The organism is Arthrobacter sp. Soil_N43, assembly GCF_057655195.1.
On sequence record NZ_JBDGML010000131.1, the window covers coordinates 1 to 26,101 of the forward strand.

Here is a 26,101-nt window from a genome sequence, read left to right on the forward strand (position 1 = left end):
CGCCGTCAGCCGCGTACCCGGAACCGCCGCCGCGGCGAGGCTGCCGCAGCGGCTCCGCAGGCGGAAACCGCCGAGGCCCCGGCTGAAGTTGCTCCCGCTGAAACCCGTGCCGCTGAAACCCGCGGTGCCGACTCCCGTGGCGAAGCCCGTGCTGAAACCCGTGGCGAAGCCCGCGCAGAGACCCGTGGCGAAGCCCGTGAACAGGCCGGCGATACCAGCGACGGCGGGCAGCGCACCGACCGCCGCGAAGGCGGCCGCACCCGCGGTGGCCGTGACTCCGCCGAGGGCGCAGGCGGCCGCGACAACCGCCGCGATGACAGCCGCGACGGCGACGACGAGGGCGGCAGCCGCCGCAACCGCCGCAACCGCCGCGACCGCAACGAACGGTCCGACAGCCGGGACGGCAACGCCCGCAACGACCGCTTCCGCGACCGCAACGACCGCCGTCGGGGACGCAGCCAGGGGCCCGACGTCGACGACGTCGAGGTGACCGATGACGATGTCCTGCTGCCCGTGGCAGGCATCCTCGACGTCCTTGAGAACTACGCCTTCATCCGCACGTCCGGCTACCTGCCGGGCCCGAACGATGTCTACGTGTCCCTCGCCCAGGTCAAGAAGTACAACCTGCGCAAGGGCGACGCGGTGGTCGGTGCCATCCGCGCTCCGCGCGACGGCGAGGACCGCGGCCAGCAGTCGGCCCGCCAGAAGTTCAACGCCTTGGTCCGCGTGACCTCGGTCAACGGCAAGACCTCCGAGGACCTCAAGGACCGTGTTGAGTTCGCCAAGCTGGTTCCGCTGTACCCGTCCGAGCGCCTGCGCCTCGAGACGGACCCCAAGAAGATCGGCCCCCGCGTCATCGACCTGGTTGCCCCGATCGGCAAGGGCCAGCGCGGCCTGATCGTCTCCCCGCCGAAGGCCGGTAAGACCCTCATCCTGCAGTCAATCGCCAACGCCATCACCACCAACAATCCTGAGGTCCACCTCATGATGGTGCTCGTTGACGAACGCCCCGAAGAAGTCACGGACATGCAGCGCACCGTCAAGGGTGAGGTCATCGCCTCCACCTTCGACCGTCCCGCCGACGACCACACCACCGTGGCCGAGCTCTCCATCGAACGCGCAAAGCGCCTCGTGGAGATGGGCATGGACGTCGTGGTGCTCCTCGACTCCATGACCCGCCTGGGCCGTGCTTACAACCTGGCAGCACCGGCCTCGGGCCGCATCCTGTCCGGTGGTGTCGACTCCGCAGCGCTGTACCCGCCGAAGCGCTTCTTCGGTGCAGCCCGCAACATCGAAAACGGCGGCTCGCTGACCATCCTGGCCACCGCGCTCGTCGAGACCGGCTCCAAGATGGACGAGGTCATCTTCGAAGAGTTCAAGGGCACCGGCAACATGGAGCTCCGCCTGTCCCGCCAGCTGGCTGACAAGCGCATCTTCCCGGCAGTGGACGTCAACGCGTCCGGTACCCGCCGCGAAGAGAACCTGCTCTCGCCTGAAGAGGTCAAGATCATGTGGAAGCTGCGCCGCGTCCTGTCCGGGCTCGAAACGCAGCAGAGCCTTGAGCTGCTGACCAACAAGATCCGGGAGACGCAGAGCAACGTCGAGTTCCTGATGCAGGTCCAGAAGACGACGCTTGGTGCTAAGTCGGATAACGACAAGTAGCTGAGTCAAAGGCGGGGTGTCGGAACTCTGCACGGTTCGCCGTGTGGGATTCCGCCCCCGCCTTCGCCGTTCGGTTTTGCCGCCCCCGCCCCTACGCGTGGTGGCCACGTCCTGACGGACTTGGCCACCACGCTCCGGCAGGCCCGATGCCACTCCCGGGGCGGCAAAACCGAACGCCTCTACTGCCGGTTGCCTTCTCCGTTGGTCACCTTCGTTGCCGCATTACTAGACTTGTAAGAGTCGAAAGAGGTTTTGAAAATGTTTGAGTCCGTACAGGGCCTGCTTGATGAGCATGATGCTATTCAGGCCCAGCTTGGGGATCCGGCTGTCTATGCTGACCAGAAGCTGGCACGCAAGCTGGGGCGGCGGTCTGCGCAGCTCAACGGCATTGTGGAGGCCTACCACAAATGGCACGGAATCCAGGATGACCTTGCTGCCGCCAAGGAAATGGCCGCCGAGGACCCCGAGTTCGCTGCCGAGGTGCCGGAACTCGAGGCCGCCCTTGAGACGACTGCCGCGAAGCTCCGCCGGCTGCTCATTCCCCGCGACCCCGATGACGCCCGCAACGTGATCCTTGAGGTCAAGGGCGGCGAAGGCGGCGACGAAGCCGCGCTGTTCGCCGGTGACCTCCTGCGCATGTACACCCGCTATGCAGAGTCGCGCGGCTGGAAGACCGAAATCATCTCCGCCACAGAATCGGACCTGGGCGGCTACAAGGACGTCCAGATGGCCGTCAAGGGCAGCTCCAACGACCCCGCCGAAGGTGTCTACGCGCGGCTGAAGTTCGAGGGCGGCGTGCACCGCGTGCAGCGCGTGCCCGTCACCGAGTCGCAGGGCCGCATCCACACCTCGGCCGCCGGCGTGCTGGTCCTTCCCGAAGTGGACGAGCCGGAAGAGCTCGAAATCAACCAGAACGACCTCAAGATCGACGTCTACCGCTCGTCGGGACCCGGCGGCCAGTCCGTCAACACCACTGACTCCGCCGTGCGCATCACGCACCTTCCCACCGGCATCGTGGTGGCGATGCAGAACGAGAAGTCGCAGCTGCAGAACCGTGAAGCTGGCATGCGCGTCCTCCGCGCCCGCATCCTGGCTCACCAGCAGGAACAGATCGACGCCGAGAACTCGGCCCAGCGGAAGTCCCAGATCCGCACCATGGACCGCTCCGAGCGGATCCGCACCTACAACTACCCCGAAAACCGGATTGCTGACCACCGCACCGGCTACAAGGCGTACAACCTGGACCAGGTCATGAACGGCGACCTCGAACCGGTGATCCAGTCGGCCATCGAGATGGACGAGCAGGCACGCCTGGACGCCATCGGCGACTAGCCGGAACCGCCGACGTAGATGACCTCCGAGCATGATCCGGCCCGGCCGGGGCAGTCCCTTGGCGACGCCGTCCGCGAAGCCGCCGGACTCCTGGCCGATGCCGGGGTTCCCAGCCCCAGGGTCGATGCCGAACTGCTGGCGGACCACCTGCTGGGCGTCGGGCTGGGCCGGCTGCGGTCCATGATGCTGGGTGATGCGCCTGCGCCGGCGGGCTACGCGGAACTCGTGGCCGAGCGGGCCCGCCGCATTCCGCTGCAGCACATCACCGGCGTCGCGCATTTTCGCTACCTCCAACTGGCCGTGGGCCCGGGCGTGTTTATTCCCCGCCCGGAAACGGAGTCTGTGGTCCAGCTGGTCATCGACCGGCTCCGGGAACTGGTCCGGACGGGTGTTGCCCGGCCCAAGGTGGTGGATCTCGGCACGGGGTCCGGGGCCATCGCGGGGTCAGTGGCCCATGAAGTGCCGGAGGCGGAGGTGCATGCGGTGGAGTTCAGCGAGTTCGCCCATGCCTGGGCGGCCAAAAACCTCCAGCCCCTGGGAGTCAGCCTCATCCGCGGGGACCTGCGGGACGCCCTGCCGGAACTCAACGGAACGTTCGACGTCGTCGTGTCCAACCCGCCCTATATTCCCGCGGAGGCCATTCCGAACGAACCCGAAGTAGCCCTGCACGACCCTCCGGAAGCGCTTTACGGCGGGGGAGCGGACGGCATGGAACTTCCGACGGCGGCTGCCGCCTCTGCGGCGCGGCTGCTGGTTCCAGGGGGGTACTTCGTCATGGAGCACGCCGAGGTGCAGGCCGGCTGGATCGCGGCGATGCTGTCCGGAACGGGACGGTGGACGGATGTCACCACGCACCTGGACCTCAACGGCAAGGAACGCGCAACCAGTGCCGTCCTCGCCATGTCCGGCGCGGAGTAATGAAAGAATAAGGCAGTGACCACTACCTATAACTGCATGTCCGACGACGAGCGCACCGCGGGACTGGCTCACGCACGGCGTGCCATCCTTGAGAAGAAGTGCGTGGTGTTTCCCACGGATACCGTCTACGGGATCGCCGCGGACGCGTTTTCGCCGCAGGCCGTGACCATGCTGCTGGCTTCGAAAGGCCGCAGCCGGAGCATGCCGCCTCCCGTGCTGATGCCGCGCCTCAACGCACTGGACGGTCTGGCCACAGATGTGTTTCCCGAGGCGCGCCAGCTCGCTGAGGCCTTCTGGCCCGGGGGACTGACGCTCATCCTGCACGCCCAGCCTTCGCTGGACTGGGATCTGGGAGACACCAAGGGAACCGTGGCGCTCAGGATTCCGGCCGATGAAGTGGCGCAGGAGCTGCTGACCCTCACCGGCCCGCTGGCCGTATCGTCAGCCAACAGGACAGGGCAGGCACCAGCGCAGACGGCTTTTGAAGCCCAAGCCCAGCTCGCCGAGTCCGTTGAGGTCTATCTGGAAGGCGGATTCCGCCCCGTCGAGGGATCGGATGCGCTGCCGTCCACGATCGTGGACGCCACGTCCCGCCCGCTGCGGGTGGTGCGGGAAGGCGCCGTGAGCCTTGAACGGCTCCGGGAAGTGGTGCCCGGCCTGCTGGACATTGACGGCAATGCGGCTGTGTCTGACACTGCGGCTGCGGGAGCGGAACCTGCCGGCGAGGAACCTGCGGAAGCCGAACCTGCCGGCGAGGAACCCCGGGGCGACAAAGCGCCCCATGCCGAATGATGCTGCAGCGCCAGGCCGTCCCTGTCCTGGGGGTCGATGCCACTCCTCTGGACGTCGCCGGACTCACCGGGGTGCTGAACAGGTTCGTCGCTGACGGCACAACACGGACCGTCGTCGGGCACAACCTCCACAGCGTCACGCTGTTCCATTCCGAACCTGAGTTCCGCAAGTTCTATGAGGACAGCGACGTTGTCCTGATCGACGGTGCCCCGGTGCTGTGGCTCTGGGGGCGCGGAAAGAACCACTCCGCGCCTGTCATGGATTACCGGCTGGGTTCGACGGACTGGATTCCTGCGTTGGGAGAGGTCGGCGGGCTCGAACGGATCGCGGTCCTCGGCGCGGGACCCGTGGCCAATGCACTCGCTGTTGAAAAGCTGCGGGGCATCGTTCCCGGGGCCACGGTTTCCGGCATGCCCGGCGATGGCTGGAACGAAGACATCGAGGAGGCGGCAGCAGCGTGGCTCGCGGAGCAGCGGCCCCAGTTGGTGCTCGTTGGCCTGGGCATGCCGCTGCAGGAAGAAGTGCTGCGGCGTCGCCTCGACTCGCTGCCTCCCGCTGTCTACTGCGCCGTGGGCGGTGCCATCGAGCAGATTGCCGGCATCCAAAAGCTGGCTCCGCGCTGGCTCGGCAGGCTCGGTCTCGAGTGGGCGTGGCGGCTCTTGCTTCACCCGCGGCGCGTTGCGTACCGCGTCCTGGGTGAACCGTGGGTGCTGCTTGGCCTGCTGGTCCGGCGCCGCCTGCAGCAGAGGACGGCAGCGCCCGGCCAGGGATCCTCTAGAACTTCTGGTCCTTAAGCGGGCCGAACCCCTTGCCGCGGAGGCCCGTGGAAAATGCCCTGAACCAGTCGGCCAGGCCCCGCAAGTCACCGCGGCGCAGGAAGTATCCCAGGTAACCGCCGACGTCGGCTGTCAGGGACTTGACGCGGAAGTAGCGGCGGATCAGGTAGCCGCGGTTGCGGTAGTAGTAGTACCGCTTGAATGCCGACTCCGGAACTATGACGTGCCACCGTGCGCCGAAGACGTGCTGGGTCTCGGAGAAGGCGTGGGGATGGGTGATGGCCGTGGTGGTGACGGTGCCGAACCGGATTCCCGCCTTGCGCAGCCGGATGGTGAAGTCCACCTCGTCGCCCCGGATGAAGAGGCGCATGTCGGGCAGGCCCACCTTGAAGAAGACGTCTGCGCGGATCAGGGCCCCGTTGAAGAAATGCCCGTCCTGCGGGAGGAAACCCACCTTTTCCAGCGCGGCACGGTCGTGGGTCACTTTGCCGTCGAGCCGGAAGAAGAAGGACAGTCGGTCGGGGTGCCCGGGCGCCACAACGAGCGGAACCACGGCTTCAAGGTCCCGGGCCTCGGCCTCCCGGATCAGGGTGGCCAGGCATTCGGTGTCCGCCGGCTCGGCGTCGTCGTCCATCATCCAGATCCACTCAGCACCGCTGGCCACGGCCTTGAGGACGGCCAGCGAGAACCCGCCCGCCCCGCCAAGGTTCGCCTCCGAACGGACGTAGTCCACGTTGTGGTGCTCCTCGGCCACCTCCCTGGCGGGGACGGTGCCGCTGTCCACCAGGCAAATCGAGGCCACCGGCGCCGTTTGGCTGTTGATGGCGCTGAGCAGAACGGCGAGTTCACGGGGGCGGTCAAACGTCACGGCAGCAACGGCGACGGACACTGTCATTACGGGATCCTTTCAGCACAGCCGTCGGCAAGTTTCCCGCCGGCGTGAGGCCGTGTGACGCGAAGCGATGTACCCGTTGGCGTTAGTATCTTGACTAGAGTCCACTGTAATACAGCCCTGTCAGGCACTCATGCAGTGCCTGTCTGTGCGCATGGCGACGGAGAAGTTTCATTTATTGCACGTCAGATCCACAGCTATCTAGCCCCCACGGTCCCCCCGGCCCCACCCCGAATCTGCGTTGGCAAAAAATGCAGCGGGCGGGGGAGACACCATGATCATGTACCTGAGCATGATGCTGACGGCGGCCATCGTGTCCTATGCGGCAACCTGGGGCGCGCGGCTGGTCGGCAACCGGCTTGAACTGTTCGCGCCGATCCGCAGCCGGGACATGCACTCGAGCCCGGTTTCGCGTCTTGGCGGGCTGGGAATCTTTGCCGGCGTGCTCGTGGCGCTGGTCGTGGCCAGCCAGTCCTTCTTCGTGAAGGACATCTTCCGGGGCAACACGGCGCCCTGGGGCGTCTTGGCAGGGGCTGCCGTCATCGTCCTCGTGGGCGTGGCTGACGACCTCCTGGACCTGCGCTGGTGGGTCAAGCTGATCGGGCAGATCGCGGCGGCACTGGTGGTGGCGGTGTGGGGCGTGCGGATGACCATCATTCCCTTTATCCCGGAGCCCATCCGCTTCGACTCGGATCCGGTGAACATCATCCTCACCACCGGCCTCATTGTGACGACGATGAACGCCTTCAACTTCATCGACGGCCTGGACGGCCTGGCGGCCGGTGTGGCGATCATCGGCGGGGCGGCCTTCTTCCTGACGGCCTACTGGGTCCACCGGACGGCCGTTCTGCTGGACCGCTCGGACCTCGCGACGCTGCTCACGGCAATCCTGGTCGGCAGTTGCGTGGGATTCCTGCCACACAACTGGTTTCCCTCGAAGATATTCATGGGAGATTCCGGAGCCATGCTGATAGGCCTGCTCATGGCCTCGGCCGGTGTGGTGTCCACCGGCCAGATTACGTCCGGGCTTTATGACCGCGTAAACGGTATCCCGACGATCATCCCGATCGTGCTGCCCTTTGCAGTGCTGTTCCTCCCGCTCCTGGATCTTTGTCTCGCCGTGGTCCGGCGCACGGCTGTGGGCCGTTCCCCGTGGTCGGCGGACCGCGGACACCTGCACCACAAGCTGATGGACATCGGCTATTCCCACCGCACAGCAGTGATGCTGATGTACATGTGGACCGCCGTCCTGTCTTTCGGCGGCCTCGCCTTTGCCGTGTATCCCTGGCAGATTGTGCTGGCCGTTGACCTGATGGCAACACTGGGCATGGGACTCATTACCGCATGGCCGTATTTGAGCCGCCGCAGCGCTGATACAGCGCAGTAGCCAGCAGTTTTCCTTAATTATTTCTATCTCGTGTAGAATTCAGGGGCAGGTGTGTCCTGCACCAAATCCACCGCCTGCCCACGACGATTGGGATCGAATGACCTCCAACGCCGAGCCCGGACCTCCGTCCGGCACCGGATCTGTTGGCGCGTCCGCTCCCAGGCAGTCCCTGTGGCTTGGCCTGCTGGGCCTCAGCTCGGCAGCGGCCGGCGGAGCGCTGCTGCTCACCGGCATCCTGGCCCTGATTTTCAACGGCTGGGTCGGACTGCTCTCGAGTACGTTCGGCGGCCTGCTGGTGATGGCGTTTTTTGCCGTCAGTCTCCTGATAGGCCACTTTGTTGGACGAAGCAATCCGTCCGGCGCCGTGGGCCTGTTCGTGGCTACATACTTCGTCAAGGTCATCGGCTTTGCGGTCGTGCTGTTCGTCCTCGGGGCGCCGGCGTGGCTGCATGAACGCTGGTTCCTGATCGGGGCTGTGGTCTGTGTCGTGTTCTGGCAGGCGGCTGAAATCTATGGCTTCAGCAAGGCCCGGCTGCAGATCTTCAATGACCCCCAGCCCAACCCGCAGGCGGACAGGGGGAGCACCGATGTCTAAGCGGCGCCACTCCGAGAACAACCCTGCCGGCGACGCCTCCAAACCGGCCGGCACTCCAGCCGAGTCGACCGGAAATGGTGACGGCGGTTACAACGCTGGAATCGCCGTATTCAGCTACATTATTGGCGGAATCATGGTCTGGAGTTTGATAGGGTGGGGTCTGGATTATCTGTGGGGAACCCGCTGGATTGTGCTCGCAGGCGCTCTGCTTGGAGCTGCGGGAGGATTCTATCTATCCCATATGCACGGCCTCACCAGTTCGAGAAAACCGACTGGCGGGAATGGTGCAGCCAGCGGCCCGTCCGAGGACGGGACCAGTAATGCCAAATAACTTTACGAGGGGGAGGGCGAGCATGAGTCACGCCGGAACCCGACCAACGCCCAACGATGGACACTGCAGAGAGGAAACGCGTTGATCGCGCTTGCGCTCCCGGCCCAAAATTCAGGAGTCTTCACGCCTCCCGGAATTGAAGAAATGCACCTGCCGGCGATCCTGCCGTGGGGTGCGCATGACGGATTCTCCAAGCAGATGCTGCTGGTAATCCTGTCCGTCGTCATTATCGCTACGTTCTTTATGCTAGCTGCGCGGAAGCAGCAGTTGGTTCCTGGCAAGCTGCAGTTCGCCGGCGAGATGGCCTACGGCTTCGTCCGCAACAGCATCGCCAAGGACATCATCGGCGGCAGGGACTTCATGAAGTATGTCCCGCTGCTGTTCACGCTGTTCTTCTTCATCCTGGTGAACAACATCTACGGCGCGATCCCGCTCATCCAGCTGCCGAGCTTCTCCCACGTGGGCGGTGCCTACGTCCTGGCGGCCATCGTCTACATCACCTGGATCGCCATCGGCGTCAAGAAGAACGGCCTGCGCTACTTCAAGCTTGCCACTGTTCCTTCCGGAGTCCCGGTCTACATCCTGCCGATCGTCATCCCGATCGAGATCATCTCCAACTTCCTGGTCCGCCCTGTCACGCACAGCCTTCGTCTGTTCGCCACCATGCTGGCAGGCCACCTGATCGTTATGATCGCCGGCTCGGGGATTGAGTTCCTCGTCATGCAGGAAAACGTTCTGCTGAAGGGGACCTCCGTTCTGGTCCTGGCCGGTGCAATTGCCATGTACATGCTCGAAGCGCTGATCATGGCACTGCAGGCCTACGTCTTCACCCTGCTGACGGCTATCTACATCGAAGGCGCCCTTCACGCCGACAGCCATTAGGCACCCTTAAACTTCCCCCACGCGGGGATGAAGCAACCCAAACAACCTGCCACAGAGTTGGCATCTTGAAAGGAAGAAAAATGGAAGGCTCCATCAACGGCTCCCTCAACCTCATCGGCTACGGCCTCTCCGCCATCGGCGGTGGTATCGGTGTGGGTCTCGTGTTCGCTGCTTACATCAACGGTGTGGCACGTCAGCCGGAAGCCCAGCGCGTCCTGCAGCCGATCGCATTCCTCGGCCTCGCGCTGACTGAAGCCCTCGCCATCCTGGGTCTGGTCTTCGCATTCGTTCTTAGCTAGTCCAGCAGAACTAGCGAACATTCAGAACCGAGTAGATAAGGACGGGTGAAATATGAATCAGCTGATCATCTCAGCCGCCACCGAAGGCGCAGCAGCGGCTAACCCGCTCGTTCCCAATGTCTGGGAAATGGGCGTCGTCCTCGCCGGCTTTGTTGTCCTCTTATTCATCGTGGTCAAGTTCGTTGTCCCGATGTTCGAGAAGACCTTCGCAGAGCGCGCTGAGGCCATCGAAGGCGGCATCGCCAAGGCTGAGAAGGCCCAGGCCGAGGCTTCCGCAGCGCTCGAGGAGTACAAGCAGCAGCTCACCGACGCACGCGCAGAGGCCAACCGCATCCGCGAGGAGGCCCGTGCCGAAGGCGCCCAGATCCTTGCGGAGCTGAAGGAGAAGGCTGCAGCCGAGTCTGCGCGCATCACGGCGCAGGCACACGTACAGATCGAATCTGAGCGCCAGGCGGCCGTCGTGTCCCTGCGTTCAGAGGTGGGCACCCTGGCCACCACGCTGGCTGGCCGCATCGTCGGTGAGTCGCTGAGCGACGACGAGCGCGCGGCACGTGTTGTTGACCGCTTCCTGGCTGATCTGGAGAACCAGAACGCAGGTGTAGCAAAGTAATGGCAGGTGTATCGAGCGAATCGCTGACCAAGGCGCTGACCGGGCTGGAAGCCAGGCTTCCATTTGCATCGCTGCAGTTGGCAAAGGAACTCTTCGGAATCCTGGGAACGGTGGACAGCTCGGCTGGCTTGCGCCGTGCCCTGACGGACCCGTCCCGCAGCGGTGAGGAAAAGTCAGCGCTGATCAGGCAGCTGTTCAGCGGGAAGGTCTCCACTGAGGCTGCGGAGATCGCGGCCGGACTGGCCAGTTCACGCTGGGCATCGGCGCGAGACATCGGCGATGCACTCGAGACGCTTGCCGCAACGGTGGTTATCGCCGTTGCAGAAAACAAGTCGGCCGTTTCTGCCTCCGGCATTAGCGGACTGGAAGAGCTTGAGAACGATCTGTTCTCTTTCAACCAGGCCGTGGCTTCCAGCCACGAGGTGCAGCGTGCTCTGTCTGAACCGCAGGCCAGCGGCGCAGCAAAGATCGCCCTGGCCGAGAGGTTGGTTCCTGGCGCAAGCGAGGAAGCAAAAGTCCTCATCGGCCAGGCAGTGTCGCAACCGCGCGGCATCAAGGCAACCAGGCTCGTCGCCCGGTTTGCCGAGCTCGCCGCCAAGCGCCAGCAGCGCTGGATTGCAACGGTCAGCGTCACCCGTCCCATGACGGCGACGCAGGCCGGCCGTCTGCAGGCGGGGCTCAACTCCCTCTACGGGCGCGAGCTCAAGATCAACGTCAAGGTTGATCCTTTGCTGATCGGCGGCATCCGCGTACAGGTGGGCGACGAAGTGCTCGACGCTTCTGTGATCACCCGCCTGGGCGAGCTGCAACGCCAACTGGCCGGCTAGCCGGACAAGCACAACTTAACTGATAGAAACCCCGGTCATCGTGAGCAACGATGATCACGAAACAGGAGAGCAGGGACTGCAGATGGCCGAATTGACCATCAACGCCGACGACGTCCGTAATGCGTTGAACGAGTTCGCGGCGTCCTACGAACCCGGAAACGCAGAGCGCGTAGAGGTCGGCCGTGTTACCACCGCAAGTGACGGCATCGCCCGTGTTGAGGGCCTTCCCTCGGTCATGGCGAACGAGCTGCTTCGCTTCGAAGACGGCACGCTGGGCCTGGCCCAGAACCTCGACGTCCGCGAGATCGGCGTCATCGTCCTCGGTGACTTCACCGGGATCGAAGAAGGCCAGGAAGTCCACCGCACCGGACAGGTTCTGTCCGTGCCGGTTGGCGACGCCTTCCTCGGCCGCGTCGTTGACCCGCTGGGCGTGCCCATCGATGACCTCGGCGAGATCAAGGCCGAAACCACCCGCGCACTGGAGCTCCAGGCTCCCGGCGTGACCCAGCGCAAGTCGGTGCACGAGCCGATGCAGACCGGTCTGAAGGCCATCGACGCGATGATTCCGATCGGCCGTGGCCAGCGCCAGCTGATCATTGGCGACCGCCAGACCGGTAAGTCCGCTATTGCCATCGACACGATCATCAACCAGAAGGCCAACTGGGCTTCCGGCGACGTGACCAAGCAGGTTCGCTGCGTGTACGTGGCAATCGGCCAGAAGGCGTCCACCATCGCGGCGATCCGCCAGACGCTGGAAGACAACGGCGCACTGGAATACACCACGATTGTTGCCTCCCCGGCTTCCGACCCCGCTGGCTTCAAGTACCTGGCGCCCTACGCCGGGTCCGCCATCGGCCAGCACTGGATGTACGGCGGCAAGCACGTCCTCATCGTGTTCGATGACCTCTCCAAGCAGGCCGAGGCCTACCGTGCAGTGTCGCTGCTGCTCCGCCGCCCGCCGGGACGCGAAGCCTACCCGGGCGACGTGTTCTACCTGCACTCCCGTCTCCTCGAGCGTTGCGCCAAGCTCTCCGACGAGCTCGGCGCCGGCTCGATGACCGGCCTGCCGCTCATCGAGACCAAGGCAAACGACGTTTCGGCCTACATCCCGACCAACGTGATCTCCATTACCGATGGCCAGATCTTCCTGCAGTCGGACCTCTTCAACGCCAACCAGCGCCCCGCTGTCGACGTGGGTGTCTCTGTGTCCCGCGTTGGCGGTGCAGCACAGGTCAAGTCCATGAAGAAGGTCTCCGGTACTTTGAAGCTGGACCTCGCCCAGTACCGCGACATGCAGGCGTTCGCGATGTTCGCATCCGACCTTGACGCCGCTTCCCGCCAGCAGCTGACCCGTGGCGCACGCCTGATGGAACTGCTCAAGCAGGGCCAGTACTCGCCGTTCCCGGTCGAGGACCAGGTCGTGTCCATCTGGGCAGGAACCCAGGGCCACCTGGACGACGTTCCCGTCGAGGACGTCCGCCGCTTCGAGGGCGAGTTCCTTGAGCACCTGAAGCACAAGTCCTCCATCCTCACCACGCTGGCGCAGACCAACGTCCTGGATGACGACACCGCAGCAGCGCTGAAGGACGCGATCGTCAACTTCAAGAAGGGCTTCTTCGGCGAAGGCGACAACCACCTGGTAGGCGCCGGCCACGAGGAGCATGAAGCCATCTCCGAGGGCCAGGTCGACCAGGAAAAAATCGTCAGGCAGAAGCGCTAGTTTCGCTGGCGGGGACTGCGGGAACCCCGACGGGTTCCGGCAGTCCCGGCCATCGGGATCTTAGGAAAGGATAAGTATGGGAGCCCAGATTCGGGTCTACCGCCAGAAGATCGCCTCGACGACGTCGATGCGGAAGATCTTCAAGGCGATGGAACTGATCGCTACCTCGCGCATCGGCAAGGCCCGCGCACGCGTAGCAGCTTCACTGCCTTACGCGAACGCGATCACGCGCGCCGTTTCTGCCGTTGCTAGCCAGAGCGAAATCGACCACCCGCTGACAACCGAGCCGGAGAACATCCGCCGTGCCGCAGTGCTGGTCATCACCTCGGACCGCGGCCTGGCAGGATCCTACTCGGCAAGCGTGCTCAAGCAGGCCGAAGGCCTCAATGAGCTGCTCCGCGCCGAGGGCAAGGAAGTCAAGACGTACCTGGTGGGCCGCAAGGCACAGGCTTACTACGACTTCCGTGGCCGCTCCTATGGAGGGGTCTGGACCGGCGGCACCGACGCACCGGAGTTCGCTACGGCGCAGGAAATCGGCGCGACACTGCTGAAGGATTTTGCAACGGACTACGAAGAGGACGGCGTGGACGAAATCCACGTTGTGTACACCCGCTTCAAGTCCATGGTGACCCAGGAGCCGACGGTCATCCGTCTTCTTCCGCTCGAAGTTGTAGACGAGCAGCCTGCCTCCGAATCGGACCTGCTGCCCTTGTACGAGTTCGAACCGGAGTCAGAGCAGGTTCTCGATGCTCTGCTGCCGCGGTACATCGAATCCCGGATTTTCGCAGCCATGTTGCAGGCCGCGGCTTCGGAGCTCGCTGCCCGCCAGCGGGCCATGAAGTCCGCCGGCGACAACGCCACGGACCTCATCAAGAAGTACACGCGTCTGCGCAACACCGCCCGCCAGGCGGAAATTACGCAGGAGCTCTCCGAAATCGTGGCCGGCGCCGACGCTCTCGCGTCCTAGCCTGCCGGATCTCGGATCCAGCCAGACCTGCACCACAGATAAACTTAACCCCCACGCCATCTACTGAGTGAAGTGAGAGAGATGACTGCCACCGCTACCGAACACGTAGCCGCAACGTCCGGTGCCACCGGCCGTATCGCACGTGTTATTGGCCCGGTTGTCGACGTCGAATTCCCGGCTGACGCAATCCCCTCGATTTACCACGCACTCACCACCGAGATCACTCTCAACGGTGAGACCAAGACCATCACGTTCGAGACCTCCCAGCACCTGGGTGACAACCTCGTCCGCGCTATCGCCCTGCAGGCCACGGACGGACTCGTCCGCGGCACGGCCGTCGTCAACACCGGCGGACCGATCACCGTGCCCGTGGGCGACGGCGTCAAGGGCCACATCTTCAACGTGCTGGGCAAGCCGCTCGACGTTGCCGAGTCCGAGATCAACGCTTCGGACTACTGGCCCATCCACCGCAAGGCTCCGTCCTTCGCGTCCCTCGAAGGCTCCACCGAGATGCTCGAAACGGGCATCAAGGTCATCGACCTCCTCACCCCGTACATCAAGGGTGGAAAGATCGGCCTGTTCGGCGGCGCCGGCGTGGGCAAGACTGTTCTGATCCAGGAAATGATCACCCGTGTTGCCCGCAACTTCGGTGGTACGTCGGTATTTGCCGGCGTTGGCGAGCGTACGCGTGAAGGTAACGACCTCTGGGTTGAAATGGAAGAAGCCGGCGTTCTGAAGGACACCGCCCTTGTATTCGGCCAGATGGACGAGCCGCCGGGAACGCGTCTGCGCGTCGCCCTGTCGGCCCTGACCATGGCGGAGTACTTCCGCGATGTCCAGAACCAGGACGTGCTGCTCTTCATCGACAACATCTTCCGCTTCACGCAGGCAGGTTCCGAGGTTTCCACCCTCCTCGGCCGCATGCCTTCCGCCGTGGGCTACCAGCCGAACCTGGCCGACGAGATGGGCCTCCTCCAGGAGCGCATTACGTCCACCAAGGGCCACTCCATCACCTCGATGCAGGCCATCTACGTTCCCGCAGATGACTACACCGACCCGGCCCCGGCCACGACCTTCGCACACCTCGACGCGACCACGGAACTTTCGCGTGAAATCGCCTCCCGTGGTCTGTACCCGGCCGTTGACCCGCTGACGTCGACCTCCCGAATCCTGGACCCCCAGTACATCGGCAAGGACCACTACAACACGGCTGTCCGTGTGAAGCAGATCCTGCAGAAGAACAAGGAACTCCAGGACATCATCGCCATCCTCGGTGTTGACGAACTCTCTGAGGAAGACAAGATCGTCGTCTCCCGTGCACGCCGCATCCAGCAGTTCCTGTCGCAGAACACCTACACCGCCAAGCAGTTCACCGGCGTCGAGGGTTCCACCGTGTCCATCAAGGACACCGTTGAAGGCTTCACCGCCATCTGCGACGGCGACCTCGACCACATCGCGGAGCAGGCGTTCTTCAACGTCGGTGGCCTCGATGACGTTGAGCGCCAGTGGGCCAAGATCCAGGAACAGACCAAGTAATATGGCTGAGCTTGAGGTTGAGATTGTCGCAGCGGACCACTTCGTGTGGTCCGGAGCGGCCAAGATGGTCAAGGCCCGCACCAGCGATGGTGAAATCGGAATCCTGCCCGGCCACTCGCCCCTGCTGGCGATTCTGGCCGAAGGTGAAATGGCAATCGAGCCGGTTTCCGGTGACCGTATCGCTGTAGTTGTTGATGGGGGCTTCTTCTCCGTCGACAACAACCGGGTGGTTATTGTTGCTGACAACGCCCAGCTGGGCGACGCGGCCACTGCGGGGATCCGCTAGCACGACCTTGATGGACGTTACTGGTTTTCCGTTCATCGCCATAGCAGCCGCGTTTGGGTTGCTGATTTTTACGCTGTGCCTTTTCGGGGTGCGCCGCTACAACCTGCGGCGCGCCCTGGGCACGGTTGACGCCTCCATTTGCACGGCTGGAAAGAGCTGGCAGATGGGGGTTTGTCGTTACCAGGACAACGAGCTGGAGTGGTTCAGGCTGCTGTCCCTGAGCGTGCGGCCCAAGCACCGCTTCACACGCAGCTCGCTGGAGCTGCGGGGGCGGCGGCAGCCCACCGAAGCCGAGCTCGTCAAAGTGCAGCCGGACGTCGTGATCGTCGAACTCAAGTACGAGGGCCAGGACGTGCTGCTCGCGATGAAGTTCGACGCATACACCGGACTTTCCTCGTGGCTTGAGGCTGGCCCGGTTATTGGCATCGGCACCTGGCGCTAGCCGGTATGGATGCGCTTGCCGATATCCGGCTCGTGGACGGGCCCCTTTTGTGGGCCGCTTGGGCTGCCGGAGCCGCGGGTGCAGTTCACCTGCTCTGGCGGCGCGGCAGACGCTGGCCCGTGGTGCCCGTTCTTGCCGTGGCGTTGGCCGCCCTCATCGTGGCGGCCGTTCATTGGCTGCTGATTTATGTCTTCTCCGCGTTCCCCGAAGATCTGCCGCGCGAGGTGCTCGCGTGGTCCGTTCCGGCAGTAGCCGGCGTGCTGCTCTGGATTACACGGCTCGGCCCGGCCGGCTGGAAAGGCAGGGCCGCCGCCACGGCAGCCATGCTGGGGGTCATCCTGTTGTCCGCGGTGCAAATGAACGCTTACTTCGGGCTGAACCGCACAGTGGGGGACCTTCTGGGAACAGCCGTTGCCCGTATTCCTCCGCTCGAGGCCGGGCTGACCCGCCAAGCCGGAGGGGCGGTGCCGGTGCAGCTCGCAGAATGGGTGAGGCCTGACGGCCTTCCCTCCGAAGGGGTGCTCCGGAAAGCCGACATTCCGGGCACGAGTTCTGGTTTCGACGCCCGTGAGGCCTACGTCTACCTGCCGCCGGCGTACCAGAGCCCGGAACGCCCCGAGCTTCCAGTGTTGGTGCTGTTTTCAGGCCAGCCCGGCGGACCGGCCGACTGGCTGACCGGGGGAGCCCTGCGCAGCCACATGGACAGGTTCTCCGCCCGGCACAATGGAGTCGCCCCCGTAGTGGTGGTGGTGGATCCCAACGGTTCTCCTTCCGGGAACTCGCTCTGCATGGACAGCCGTATCGCCAAGGTGGACACCTACTTGTCCGTCGATGTGCCCCGGTGGATCAGTGAGACCCTCGACGTCGGTGCGGAGCGCAGAAATTGGGCCGTCGGAGGGTTTTCGTTCGGTGGCACGTGCGCCATGCAAATGGGCACCAGGCATCCGGACCTCTACAGTTCCATCCTCGCTTTTGCCAGTGAACAGGAACCGGCGCTGGCCAAGGAACGGGAAAAGACCGTGGAGGCTTCTTTCGGCGGAGACGCAGAGGCCTTCGAGGCGCAGACCCCTCTGTATCTGATGAAGCAGCACAGCTTTGAAGGCAGCGCGGTCTATTTCGCTGCCGGAGCCACCGACCCCGAGTTCACGGGCTACATGGACGTGCTCTCGGCTTCCGCCCGCGACGCAGGGTTCGAAGTTGAAGTCCGCCAAATCGCCAACTCCGGCCACTCCTGGGAGACCGTGTCCAAGGGCATGCAGGACGCGCTCGATTTCCTCGCCTCGCGCTGGGGCATCGCGCCTTGACGGCAGCACCACAAGCCGGCGCCGGTGATACTCTCACCAAAGTGCGGCGGCAGACTGCGAAGGTGTGCCTGCAACACTTGAGGACCATTCCACTGACCCTTGCCGTACTGACGGCTTTCGTCGCGGCAGGTGCTGTGACCGGCAGCTTTCTGGCGGGACCACCCGAATCCATGCTTGAATTCGCCGCCGTAAACGCGGAGGGCCTCAAAGCCGGGCGCTGGTGGTCGCTGTTCACCTCCATGTTCTTCGCCAGCAACCCCGCGGCCTACCTGGCCGCCGCGCTCATGATCCTGCTGTTGCTTGGGTTCGCCGAGAGGAAGCTCGGCCCCGTGCGCACGGCCGTGTTCTATTTCGGAGGACAATTCGCCTCCGTGACCCTCTTTCTCCTGATCACCCAGCTCGCCCAGCGGGCCGGCGACCCGTGGCTCGGTCCCATGGCGAATACCCTGCTGATGGGGCCGTACGCACCTGTCCTCGCAGCGTCCCTCGCGGCCAGCGGACTTTTCCCGCCGCTGTGGCAGCGGCGGCTGCGCACTGCAGTGCTCTCTACCGCGCTGGTGCTGGTGCTCTACGTGGGACACCCCGAAGCCGTGGTGGGGCTGCTCGGGGCACTGCTGGGGCTGGCCGCAGGATGGTGGATCCAGAGCGACCAGGGAGTTCTGCACCGGCACCGCTCCACCGGCCGGGAAACCCGCAACCTCCTCGCGTTGACGGTCGCCGTTTTCGCCATCGGGCCAATGCTCAGCGCCGCGGCACAGAGCCCGGCCGGCCCGCTCGCCCTCCTGCGCAACGTCGTCCTGAACCCGCTGCCCACCCTGAGCCAGCTTCAGGAGAACTGCGGCGGCACCCTGGACGCCGGCTGCCTGGAACTGGACAGGCAGGGCCTCGGGGGGCCGCTCGGCCTGGCCCTCGCCGTCGTACCGGTGATCCTGCTGCTGATCTGCGCCGACGGGATGCGCCGCGGCCGGAAACTGGCGCTTTGGATTGCCGTTCTCGTCCAGCTGAGCGTGGCAGCCCTCTCCGCTGTATACCTTGCGCTCTTTGCCCAGGTTGCCGGTTCCGTATCCCTCCGGGATGCCTCGGCGCTGGAGTCAAAGTTCGTGCACGTTCTGCCGCTGGTAGCCGTGCCGGTACTGCTGGTGGTGCTGCTGCTGGCGTACCGCCGTCACTTCCGCATCCAAACCTCATCCCGGGCCCTGCGCGCCCTCGCCTTGACGGTCGGGGGGACCTGGCTGGCACTGGCCTCGCTGTATGCCGCATCCTGGTACGCCGCCGGCGGCCCGCGGAGGGACGGAGGGCTGCTCGTCCTGGCCGGCGAACTGGCACGGCAATACCTTCCGGTGCCCTTGCCCGGGCTGTACCGGCGGGTTTTCGAGAACCACAGCGCCCTGGAATCCGTCCTGTTTGCCTATTCGGGCGTCATCTTCTGGATTGTTGCACTCGCAGGCGTCTGGATGGTCCTGCTGGGGCGCCATGACCATTCCGATGCGGGGGCGGACGACCGGGGGAATGCGCGGGAGCTGGTGAGGCGAAGCGGTGATTCCCTCTCATGGATGGCCCTGTGGGAACCCAACAAGTACTGGTTCCTGCCGGGCGGAGGCGCCGGTATCGCGTACCAACAGCACGGCAGTGTCGCCTTGACGCTTGCCGGGCCCTTCGGCGATCCCCTGCGACGTGAGGAGGCTGCTGAAGGCTTTCTGCGCTTCTGCGCCGACCATGCCTTGATTCCGTGCTTCTATTCCTGCACTGACGGGTTATGGCCGTTGCTGAGCGACCGCGGCTTCTCCCGGGTTTCGGTCGCCCAGGAGACGAGGCTGTCGGTGCGCGAACTGGAGTTCAAGGGCAAGGAATGGCAAAACGTCCGCACTGCGCTCAACCGTGCCAAGAAGCTCGGGGTGCACGCACGATGGGGCAACTACAGCAGCCTGCCGCAGTCCTTGCGGACCCAGCTCAGTGAAGTCTCCGAGGAGTGGGCAGCACAGAAAACAGTTCCGGAGATGGGCTTCACCCTGGGCGGCATCGACGAGCTGATGGACGACGACGTGTTGTGCTGCCTGGCCGTCGACGAGCAGGGACTGGTGCATGGAGTCACGAGCTGGCTGCCGGCGTACGAAGGCGGGCACGTGGTGAGCTGGACACTGGACTTCATGCGGCGGCGCGGCGAAGGCTTCCCCGGAGTGATGGAGTTCCTGATTGCATCCGCCGTCCTGGAATTACGGAAAACAGTCGAGGTCATCTCTCTCTCCGGTTCGCCGCTGGCCCAGGACCCTGCCGTTCCCGGAGCAGGCGGACGGGAGCAGGAAACTGAGGTGCTGTCCGGCATCCTTGACGTCGTGGGGCGGGCACTCGAACCGATCTATGGATTCAGGTCCCTGGCGACGTTCAAGTCACGTTTCAAGCCGGAGTACAGAACGCTCTATCTGTACTACCAGGACCCGCTGCAGTTGCCCGCCATAGGCCGCGCCCTGAGCCGCGCTTATCTGCCGGGACTTTCCATCCGGCAAAGCGCGCGCCTGCTGAGGACGCTCGTGCGTTAGAAGATTCAATGCGGATCCCGTATGCCTATGACGCCATTTGTGGCCATGGCGTGGCGGGGTTTGCAATTGCAGAGCAACGCAAAAAAATGATCCCCGGCACTAATGCCGGGGACCATTTTTTATAGGCGATTCCCCGAAGGGAAACCTCTGTGAACTAGACCAGCGTTACGCCGGTGGCCTGGGGGCCCTTGGCGCCCTGGCCGATCTCGAACTGAACGCGCTGGTTCTCGTCGAGGGTCTTGAAGCCGCCCGTCTGGATTTCAGAGTAGTGAACGAAGACATCGCCATCGGAGTCGTCCGGGGTGATGAAGCCGAAGCCCTTTTCAGCGTTGAACCACTTGACGGTTCCCTGTGCCATTTATTTCTCCTCATTATGGAACTAATTTAAGGCCAGCACACTTCGTACCGGTCTTGGTCACTCTGCGAGAAGAATCCTGGCCAGCAGCTCCGGCAGGGCCGGAAAGCATTGCAGGAGCTTCGCGCTCGCAACATGTCTTGCGAGCATGAAAAACACCTACACAAAGACTGCTCTAAGAATTTCATGACAGTACGGTCTGGTCAACGGGCAAAACGCAGAATCCGACAAATTTTGGGTAAAACGAAAGTAAACGCCTGACCGGGCAACCGTTGCCGAACCGAGGGGCTCAGAAGAGCCGTGACTCGATGTCGTCCACCCCGCGCATGGCGTCGTAGTCCAGCGTGATGCAGTCGATGCCGCGGTCGGCCGCGAGGACGCGGGCCTGCGGCTTGATCTGCTGGGCGGCGAAGATCCCGCGGACCGGAGCCAGCAGGGGATCCCGGTTCAGCAATTCCAGGTACCTGGTCAGTTGCTCCACGCCGTCGATGTCGCCGCGCCGCTTGAGCTCGATCGCCACGGTGGCGCCGTCAGCGTCCCGGGCGAGGATGTCCACGGGGCCAATGGCCGTGAAGTACTCGCGGCGAATCAGCGAGAACCCTGACCCGAGTGTTTCGATCTGTTCGGCCAGCAGCCGCTGCAAATCGGCCTCGACGCCGTCCTTGATGAGTCCCGGATCCTGGCCGAGCTCATGTGACGTGTCGTGAATCTGCTCATGGATGTTGATGATCAGCCTGTCGTCAGTCTTGGCTGACTGTACGGTCCACTGCTCGATGACGCCGACCTCGACGTCCGTCTCATCCGGTGAAGTGACGCGCAGTGAGGCGGGCGGGCTCATCCAGTTCAGCGGCTTGTAGGAGCCGCCGTCAGAATGGACCAGCACAGAGCCGTCGGCCTTCACCAGGAGGAGCCTCGTGGCGAGGGGCAGATGGGCTTTGAGCCGGCCCACGTAATCAACAGAGCAACGGGCTATGACAAGACGCACGCCGTACACACTACCGCGTCAGCCACGGAGCCCGGTCACCGTGTCGCAGCCAGGCGGCCGCGCACGGAGTGCAGGGCGGGCATTGGAACCGCTGGCGCTGGGGCAGAATGGAAGCATGCCGCGTTCGAACCGTCCCCGCCGCTCCTCTGCAGGACGTCCCTCGTCCGGGAAGGCCGCGGCAGGAGGCAAGCACGGTTCCGGGCCGGCTCCCGAGCTGGACCTTGAGCGGGCGCGCGCCGGCATCGCAAGGCGGGAGAGCGCGCCGGACGGCGTCTGGATGGTACGCACCATGACCGCCCGCAAGGCGGAAAAGGCCTACATCTGCCCGGGCTGCTCCACGGCTGTGCTGCCGGGCATCGCACACCTCGTGGTATGGGCCGACGATCACATATTCGGGGCGGCAGCGGGACTCGCCGAGCGCCGGCACTGGCACACCAATTGCTGGACGTCGCGGAACTTCCGCTACCGGTAGCGGAAGCTAAGCTGTTACGCATGACTTTTGACCCGTCGTCGTACGTTTTCAGCCAGCCGTCGGAAGCCACGGCCATCCGCGCTTCCACGGTGCTGCCTGCCCGCCGCGAGAACATCGAGATCCATACCGAGGACGGCCGCACGCTCGTTGGCGAGCTTGCCCTGCCGGAATCGGGGGAAATCAGCGCCACGCTGATCACGCTTCACCCTTTGCCCACGCACGGCGGTTTCATGGACTCCCATGTCTACCGGAAGGCCTCCTACCGGTTGCCGGCGCTCGCAGGCGTGGCGGTACTGCGATTCAACACCCGCGGCACCTCGTCGCCCCGGGGCACGAGCGAGGGCCAGTTCGAAGAGGGCATCGGCGAACGGTATGACGTTGAAGCCGCGGTTCGTTTCGCCGTGGAGCGGGGCCTGCCCAACCGCTGGCTTGTGGGATGGTCCTTCGGTACGGAGCTCGCCCTCATGTACGGCGCCGTTGAACCCGTGGCCTCGCAGGTGGAAGGCGCCATTCTGCTGTCCCCGCCGCTGCACCGTGCCACGGACGCCCACCTGAAACTGTGGGCGGAATCCGGCAAGCCGCTGACTGTCCTCGTCCCCGAACACGACGACTACCTCCGGCCGGCCGCTGCGGCGGCCCGCTTCAGCCTCGTGCCGCAGGCCAGGGTGGTGGGGGTCGACGGCGCCAAGCACCTCTGGGTGGGGGAGAAGCAGGCCGCACGGGTGCTCAACGAGATCGTGGACGACGTCACGCGCGACGGCTCAGGGGCCGCCGGCCTCGCCCAGGAGTGGAGCGGACCTGCGGCCACAGCGACCGGCTAGCGGCTGCAGCGCGGGGTGCTGCACGGACTAGTGGTTGTCCTGGCGGACGATGTAAATCTCCTTGACAAGGAGCAGGACGGCCGCTGCCGTCGGTATCGCAATCAGGGCTCCGAGGACGCCCAGGAGGCTGCCGCCGGCAATCACTGAGATCACGGCAACGGCACCAGGCACGGCCACGGCCTTCTGCATGATGCGGGGCGAGATGAAGTAGGCCTCGAACTGCAGGTAGGCGAAATAGCAGATGGCATAGGCCAGGGCCGACTGCCAGCCAAGTGTGAGGGTGATCAGGATGACCACCACGCCGGCAATCAGTCCGCCGACCAGGGGGATGAACGCTAGGAGCGCCACGACGAAGGCAAGCAGTACAGCGAACGGCACCCCGATGATGGACATGACGATGAAGGCGAACGTGGCGTTCAGGAGGGCCACCACGGCCTGCCCGATCACGTAGTTGCCCACCGAGCGGGTGATTTCCTCGGAGAGCGCCTCCACCCTGGCGCGGCGGGACCGCGGGGCGAGCCGGTACCCCCACTTCTTCATGGCGGGCAGGGCGGCCAGGAAGTACAGGCTGAGCACCAGCACGATCAGGGTTCCGAAGAGGCCGTTTGCGACGGTGGAGCCGAACCCCACCACCCCGCCGAAGATGCCGCCCATCGCCTCCGGGTTGTTGACGAACTTGTCCAGTTCCTCGCTGATGCGGTCGCGTACTCCGAATTGGCTGTCCAGGGTGCGGAAAAACTCCGAATCGATGAAGTCGCGGACCCAGACCGGGGCCTGCCTGACGAGTTCGGTCACCTGTTCCACGATGGTGGGAATGAGGGTGGCGAAGAAGCTCACCACCGCAGCGACCAGCACCGAGACGGCCAGCAGGATGCCGGCCGGCCGCGGTATTCCGCGGCCTTCCAGCCAGCGCACCACCGGATCGAGCCCCAGCGCTATGAACAGGGCCGCCACGATCCATAGGAGAAGCTGCGTGGTGTTGGAACCGATCCAGTACACCAGGAGGGCAAGGCCGACGCCGACAGTGCCCATGAAGCCGAGATAGAGCGGATGCTGGGCAGAAATCCGGGGGCCCGGGGCGCCGAACCGGTCAACGTCGCCGGCGTCGGTCGGTTCGGCTTGGCGTAGGTCCAGTTGCTCGGGGGGCATCTCGAACCGGAGCCGCGGCTGCGCGCCCGGGATGGGCTGCCGCAGGCGCTTCAGCATGGCTCCGAGCGCGGCGGGGCGGCGTGCCCTGGTCCGCGGCGGCTTCGCGTGGTCATCCGGAGCGGGCGTCGCTGCTGGAGTGTGATTGGGGGAGCCGGCGTCGGGCAGGTTTTCCGGGCCGCGCATCGACGGATCCGTGTGTTCAGTCACTGCTTTTGATGCCTTTTCCGTCTGTGTTCCGTCCGTGGCGCCGCGGCTGCGGGCCGCATGTGATGATCATCGCAAACACTATCAGCAGGCTTGTGGATAGTCGGATGTGCACCGTTCCGAAGAGGTGTCCAGGGGCGGGTTAGGTGACCCGAACTGAAGGATTGGTAACAAAACGGTTACTATTGAAGGCAAACCCCCGCTGATGATAGGACTCCTTTGCGTTTCAAGACTGCAGTTGCACTCGTGCTGCTCGGCCTCCTGACACTGCTCGCCGGCATCGGACAGAAGACGGTGTGGGCCCCCGCCGAGACCGTGACGGCCACGGCCCCCGCGGATGCCGAAGCCGCGCCGCTGACCGTTATTGACCAGAAGCTCCGCACCCTCGAAGGCGGAACGGTGACCATCAAGGTCAAGGGTGAGGGAAACTTCCTCCTCGCCGCGGGCCGTCCCGACGACGTCACTGCCTGGGTGGGCAAGACGGCGCACAACACAGTCACCGGGCTCTCCGAGGACAAGAAGTCACTGCAGGTGGAGCGCACCGACGGCGAGGCAGCCGCCCCGTCGCCGGCCGGATCGGATCTGTGGGTTTCCAGCGAAAACGCCAGCGGCGAACTGGACTACACGTGGTCGGCGCCGGCCGACGGCGAGTGGTCACTTCTGCTGGCCAGCGACGGCAAGAAGCCCGCGCCGTCGTCGATTTCGATGACCTTCCCCAACGACACCTCCACGCCGTGGGCTGTGCCGCTGATGGTGATCGGTGCTCTCCTGATGCTCGCCGGTGCCGCGCTGCTGATCCTCAAGCCCAAGGGCGGCAATCGCGGACTCCCCGGTCGGGGCGGCTCCGCCGCAGGTCCAGGCAATCCGTTCGTGAAGCGCGCCAAGGCTGCCGTTAAGACCGCATCCGGTTCCTCCTCCTCGCGCATGAGCGTCATTGTCGCGGCGTCCACCGCCGCGCTGCTCGCCGGGACCGGTGCCGCCGCCCAGGCCAGCCAGACGGCGGACCCGGCTGCCACGCCGGGGGCGTCCTCGACGGCGGCCCCTGCCGCCGGCGGACCCGTGCTGCTGGACGCCCAGTTCCGCCGGATCCTGGAGCAGGTGGCGAGTGCCACCGACTCGGGCGACGCAGCCAAGGATTCCAAGAAGCTCGCCACCCGCGTTGCCGGGTCAGAGCTTGAAGTACGCACCCAGAACTACAAGATCCGTTCCCGGGTCGCTTCCTACGATGCACGCATGCCGGTCCGCGCAACCAAGCTGCTGACCACCGTGGTCACCAGCAAGCGCGCCTGGCCCCGCCAGGCACTGGCCGTCACGCAGGGCGAGGGCAACGTCGTGCCGCAGCTCCTGACGCTCGTCCAGAAGTCCCCGCGCGAGAACTACAAGCTCGTGGGCACCAGCCCGCTCCAGCCCGGCACCACGTTCCCCTCGATTGCCCGGAACGGCACCGAGACACTGGCCGCCGGCGACAAGTCGGGGCTGCTGTACAGCGGACAGGAAGCGCTCGCCGGGCTGGCCGACCGCCTGTCCAACGAAGACTCCACGTTCAAGAGCAAGCTCGTCGAAGGCGAATCCTCGCCCTACATCGCGGACACACTGTCCTACCAGGCCGACGTGGTGAAGTCGGGCGTGAACGGTAAGTTCGCCTTCACCCACAAGGTCGTTCCGGACAGTGCTGTGGTCTTCCGCACCGCGGATGGCGGAGCCCTGGTGCTCGGCCGCCTGACCTTCAATTTCGATGGCACGCCCAAGTCCGAGGGTGACAAGCTGTCCATCGGTAACGACGCAGCCGTCCTCGCCGGGGGCAAGGAAACCACGTCCGGCATGGTGCTGAACTTTGCCGAATCGGTGGCTGTTTACGTTCCGCCGACCGGGTCGAAAGACCCGATGAAGCTCGTGGCCGCCACGCGCGGGCTCGTCGGAGCCAGCTTCAAGTAAACGCGTCGCCAGAGAGCACCGCTACCGCTGACCGCGGGGCGGTGCTCTCTGCGTTAACGGTGCCCCCTGTGGCGCCGGGAGTGGC

At 64.7% G+C, this 26,101-nt stretch carries 26 protein-coding genes; 22 read left to right on the top strand and 4 right to left on the bottom strand.

Features of this window, described 5'->3' with window-relative positions:
- The 5 genes from rho to AC3A3W_RS21575 all read left to right on the top strand — a co-directional run.
- Positions 1-1,662, top strand: a 1,662-nt coding sequence (rho, locus tag AC3A3W_RS21555; protein WP_487445163.1) for a transcription termination factor Rho, incomplete at its 5' end; no start/stop codon positions are given.
- A 258-nt stretch (positions 1,663-1,920) separates the two neighbouring features.
- Positions 1,921-2,994, top strand: a complete 1,074-nt coding sequence (gene prfA / locus AC3A3W_RS21560; RefSeq protein WP_487445164.1) for a peptide chain release factor 1 — start codon at positions 1,921-1,923, stop codon at positions 2,992-2,994.
- Positions 2,995-3,012: 18 nt separating this feature from the next.
- Positions 3,013-3,912 carry a peptide chain release factor N(5)-glutamine methyltransferase gene (gene prmC / locus AC3A3W_RS21565; RefSeq protein ID WP_487445165.1) on the top strand — a complete coding sequence of 300 codons (900 nt, stop codon included), beginning with the start codon at positions 3,013-3,015 and terminating at the stop codon, positions 3,910-3,912.
- 15 nt (positions 3,913-3,927) lie between these two features.
- Positions 3,928-4,704, top strand: coding sequence for an L-threonylcarbamoyladenylate synthase (locus AC3A3W_RS21570; protein WP_487445166.1), 777 nt, complete (start codon positions 3,928-3,930; stop codon positions 4,702-4,704).
- A complete protein-coding gene (locus AC3A3W_RS21575; RefSeq protein WP_487445167.1) occupies positions 4,701-5,498 on the top strand; it encodes a WecB/TagA/CpsF family glycosyltransferase in 798 nt (265 codons plus the stop codon). The genes AC3A3W_RS21570 and AC3A3W_RS21575 overlap by 4 nt, the downstream gene beginning before the upstream one ends.
- Here AC3A3W_RS21575 and AC3A3W_RS21580 read toward each other — a convergent pair.
- Positions 5,479-6,375, bottom strand: a complete 897-nt coding sequence (locus tag AC3A3W_RS21580) for a glycosyltransferase (protein ID WP_487445168.1) — start codon at positions 6,373-6,375, stop codon at positions 5,479-5,481. The genes AC3A3W_RS21575 and AC3A3W_RS21580 overlap by 20 nt on opposite strands.
- A gap of 271 nt (positions 6,376-6,646) precedes the next feature.
- Between AC3A3W_RS21580 and AC3A3W_RS21585 the strand changes: the two genes are divergently transcribed.
- The 14 genes from AC3A3W_RS21585 to AC3A3W_RS21650 all read left to right on the top strand — a co-directional run bounded on the left by AC3A3W_RS21585 (position 6,647) and on the right by AC3A3W_RS21650 (position 20,095).
- Positions 6,647-7,759, top strand: coding sequence for an MraY family glycosyltransferase (locus AC3A3W_RS21585; protein WP_205653632.1), 1,113 nt, complete (start codon positions 6,647-6,649; stop codon positions 7,757-7,759).
- 97 nt (positions 7,760-7,856) lie between these two features.
- A complete protein-coding gene (locus AC3A3W_RS21590; RefSeq protein WP_487445169.1) occupies positions 7,857-8,354 on the top strand; it encodes a Cg1360 family ATP-synthase-associated protein in 498 nt (165 codons plus the stop codon).
- A complete protein-coding gene (locus tag AC3A3W_RS21595) occupies positions 8,347-8,685 on the top strand; it encodes a hypothetical protein (protein ID WP_487445170.1) in 339 nt (112 codons plus the stop codon). Before AC3A3W_RS21590 ends, AC3A3W_RS21595 begins: the two co-directional genes overlap by 8 nt.
- An 81-nt stretch (positions 8,686-8,766) precedes the next feature.
- Positions 8,767-9,567: a F0F1 ATP synthase subunit A gene (gene atpB, locus AC3A3W_RS21600; RefSeq protein WP_205653634.1), complete on the top strand. Its 801-nt coding sequence runs from the start codon at positions 8,767-8,769 to the stop codon at positions 9,565-9,567.
- An 80-nt stretch (positions 9,568-9,647) separates the two neighbouring features.
- Complete coding sequence (gene atpE, locus AC3A3W_RS21605; protein ID WP_011692451.1) at positions 9,648-9,866, top strand: ATP synthase F0 subunit C; 219 nt, start codon at positions 9,648-9,650, stop codon at positions 9,864-9,866.
- A gap of 52 nt (positions 9,867-9,918) precedes the next feature.
- Positions 9,919-10,476, top strand: coding sequence for a F0F1 ATP synthase subunit B (locus tag AC3A3W_RS21610; RefSeq protein ID WP_487445171.1), 558 nt, complete (start codon positions 9,919-9,921; stop codon positions 10,474-10,476).
- The gene (locus AC3A3W_RS21615) at positions 10,476-11,303 is read left to right on the top strand and encodes a F0F1 ATP synthase subunit delta (protein WP_487445172.1); all 828 of its coding nucleotides are present in this window, start codon (positions 10,476-10,478) and stop codon (positions 11,301-11,303) included. Before AC3A3W_RS21610 ends, AC3A3W_RS21615 begins: the two co-directional genes overlap by 1 nt.
- Before the next feature lie 82 nt (positions 11,304-11,385).
- Positions 11,386-13,023 (top strand): F0F1 ATP synthase subunit alpha, encoded by a 1,638-nt coding sequence (gene atpA / locus AC3A3W_RS21620; RefSeq protein ID WP_487445193.1) that lies wholly within the window; start codon positions 11,386-11,388, stop codon positions 13,021-13,023.
- Between the two features lie 76 nt (positions 13,024-13,099).
- A complete protein-coding gene (locus tag AC3A3W_RS21625) occupies positions 13,100-13,990 on the top strand; it encodes a F0F1 ATP synthase subunit gamma (RefSeq protein ID WP_487445173.1) in 891 nt (296 codons plus the stop codon).
- An 81-nt stretch (positions 13,991-14,071) separates the two neighbouring features.
- Positions 14,072-15,526, top strand: coding sequence for a F0F1 ATP synthase subunit beta (gene atpD, locus AC3A3W_RS21630; protein ID WP_205653638.1), 1,455 nt, complete (start codon positions 14,072-14,074; stop codon positions 15,524-15,526).
- Between the two features lies 1 nt (position 15,527).
- A complete protein-coding gene (locus tag AC3A3W_RS21635; protein WP_205653639.1) occupies positions 15,528-15,812 on the top strand; it encodes a F0F1 ATP synthase subunit epsilon in 285 nt (94 codons plus the stop codon).
- Positions 15,813-15,822: 10 nt separating this feature from the next.
- Positions 15,823-16,254 (top strand): DUF2550 domain-containing protein, encoded by a 432-nt coding sequence (locus AC3A3W_RS21640; protein ID WP_205653640.1) that lies wholly within the window; start codon positions 15,823-15,825, stop codon positions 16,252-16,254.
- Between the two features lie 5 nt (positions 16,255-16,259).
- Positions 16,260-17,558: an alpha/beta hydrolase gene (locus AC3A3W_RS21645; RefSeq protein WP_487445174.1), complete on the top strand. Its 1,299-nt coding sequence runs from the start codon at positions 16,260-16,262 to the stop codon at positions 17,556-17,558.
- A gap of 77 nt (positions 17,559-17,635) precedes the next feature.
- Complete coding sequence (locus tag AC3A3W_RS21650) at positions 17,636-20,095, top strand: bifunctional lysylphosphatidylglycerol flippase/synthetase MprF (protein WP_487445175.1); 2,460 nt, start codon at positions 17,636-17,638, stop codon at positions 20,093-20,095.
- Between the two features lie 154 nt (positions 20,096-20,249).
- Here AC3A3W_RS21650 and AC3A3W_RS21655 read toward each other — a convergent pair whose 3' ends face one another.
- Positions 20,250-20,453: a cold-shock protein gene (locus AC3A3W_RS21655; RefSeq protein ID WP_011692441.1), complete on the bottom strand. Its 204-nt coding sequence runs from the start codon at positions 20,451-20,453 to the stop codon at positions 20,250-20,252.
- A 286-nt stretch (positions 20,454-20,739) separates the two neighbouring features.
- A complete protein-coding gene (gene nucS / locus AC3A3W_RS21660) occupies positions 20,740-21,435 on the bottom strand; it encodes an endonuclease NucS (protein ID WP_487445176.1) in 696 nt (231 codons plus the stop codon).
- Between the two features lie 115 nt (positions 21,436-21,550).
- Here nucS and AC3A3W_RS21665 point away from each other — a divergent pair, with 115 nt between their 5' ends.
- Complete coding sequence (locus AC3A3W_RS21665; protein WP_487445177.1) at positions 21,551-21,907, top strand: ATP/GTP-binding protein; 357 nt, start codon at positions 21,551-21,553, stop codon at positions 21,905-21,907.
- Between the two features lie 20 nt (positions 21,908-21,927).
- Positions 21,928-22,728: an alpha/beta hydrolase gene (locus AC3A3W_RS21670; RefSeq protein WP_487445178.1), complete on the top strand. Its 801-nt coding sequence runs from the start codon at positions 21,928-21,930 to the stop codon at positions 22,726-22,728.
- A 27-nt stretch (positions 22,729-22,755) separates the two neighbouring features.
- Here the strand turns inward: AC3A3W_RS21670 and AC3A3W_RS21675 are convergent, their stop codons facing one another.
- On the bottom strand, positions 22,756-24,084 hold the full coding sequence (locus AC3A3W_RS21675; RefSeq protein ID WP_487445179.1) for an AI-2E family transporter: 1,329 nt from the start codon (positions 24,082-24,084) through the stop codon (positions 22,756-22,758).
- 216 nt (positions 24,085-24,300) lie between these two features.
- Here AC3A3W_RS21675 and AC3A3W_RS21680 point away from each other — a divergent pair, with 216 nt between their 5' ends.
- On the top strand, positions 24,301-26,016 hold the full coding sequence (locus AC3A3W_RS21680) for a DUF8094 domain-containing protein (RefSeq protein WP_487445180.1): 1,716 nt from the start codon (positions 24,301-24,303) through the stop codon (positions 26,014-26,016).
- Positions 26,017-26,101 lie beyond the last annotated feature (85 nt).

Coding starts and splice junctions, on each gene's coding strand:
- AC3A3W_RS21640 (WP_205653640.1), top strand. CDS start 15,823: ATGGACGTTACTGGTTTTCCGTTCATCGCCATAGCAGCCGCGTTTGGG.
- AC3A3W_RS21670 (WP_487445178.1), top strand. CDS start 21,928: ATGACTTTTGACCCGTCGTCGTACGTTTTCAGCCAGCCGTCGGAAGCC.
- AC3A3W_RS21625 (WP_487445173.1), top strand. CDS start 13,100: ATGGGAGCCCAGATTCGGGTCTACCGCCAGAAGATCGCCTCGACGACG.
- AC3A3W_RS21575 (WP_487445167.1), top strand. CDS start 4,701: ATGATGCTGCAGCGCCAGGCCGTCCCTGTCCTGGGGGTCGATGCCACT.
- prfA (WP_487445164.1), top strand. CDS start 1,921: ATGTTTGAGTCCGTACAGGGCCTGCTTGATGAGCATGATGCTATTCAG.
- atpA (WP_487445193.1), top strand. CDS start 11,386: ATGGCCGAATTGACCATCAACGCCGACGACGTCCGTAATGCGTTGAAC.
- AC3A3W_RS21610 (WP_487445171.1), top strand. CDS start 9,919: ATGAATCAGCTGATCATCTCAGCCGCCACCGAAGGCGCAGCAGCGGCT.
- AC3A3W_RS21665 (WP_487445177.1), top strand. CDS start 21,551: ATGCCGCGTTCGAACCGTCCCCGCCGCTCCTCTGCAGGACGTCCCTCG.
- AC3A3W_RS21595 (WP_487445170.1), top strand. CDS start 8,347: ATGTCTAAGCGGCGCCACTCCGAGAACAACCCTGCCGGCGACGCCTCC.
- prmC (WP_487445165.1), top strand. CDS start 3,013: ATGACCTCCGAGCATGATCCGGCCCGGCCGGGGCAGTCCCTTGGCGAC.
- AC3A3W_RS21585 (WP_205653632.1), top strand. CDS start 6,647: ATGATCATGTACCTGAGCATGATGCTGACGGCGGCCATCGTGTCCTAT.
- AC3A3W_RS21645 (WP_487445174.1), top strand. CDS start 16,260: ATGGATGCGCTTGCCGATATCCGGCTCGTGGACGGGCCCCTTTTGTGG.
- AC3A3W_RS21655 (WP_011692441.1), bottom strand. CDS start 20,453: ATGGCACAGGGAACCGTCAAGTGGTTCAACGCTGAAAAGGGCTTCGGC.
- atpD (WP_205653638.1), top strand. CDS start 14,072: ATGACTGCCACCGCTACCGAACACGTAGCCGCAACGTCCGGTGCCACC.
- AC3A3W_RS21635 (WP_205653639.1), top strand. CDS start 15,528: ATGGCTGAGCTTGAGGTTGAGATTGTCGCAGCGGACCACTTCGTGTGG.
- AC3A3W_RS21580 (WP_487445168.1), bottom strand. CDS start 6,375: ATGACAGTGTCCGTCGCCGTTGCTGCCGTGACGTTTGACCGCCCCCGT.
- AC3A3W_RS21615 (WP_487445172.1), top strand. CDS start 10,476: ATGGCAGGTGTATCGAGCGAATCGCTGACCAAGGCGCTGACCGGGCTG.
- AC3A3W_RS21590 (WP_487445169.1), top strand. CDS start 7,857: ATGACCTCCAACGCCGAGCCCGGACCTCCGTCCGGCACCGGATCTGTT.
- atpE (WP_011692451.1), top strand. CDS start 9,648: ATGGAAGGCTCCATCAACGGCTCCCTCAACCTCATCGGCTACGGCCTC.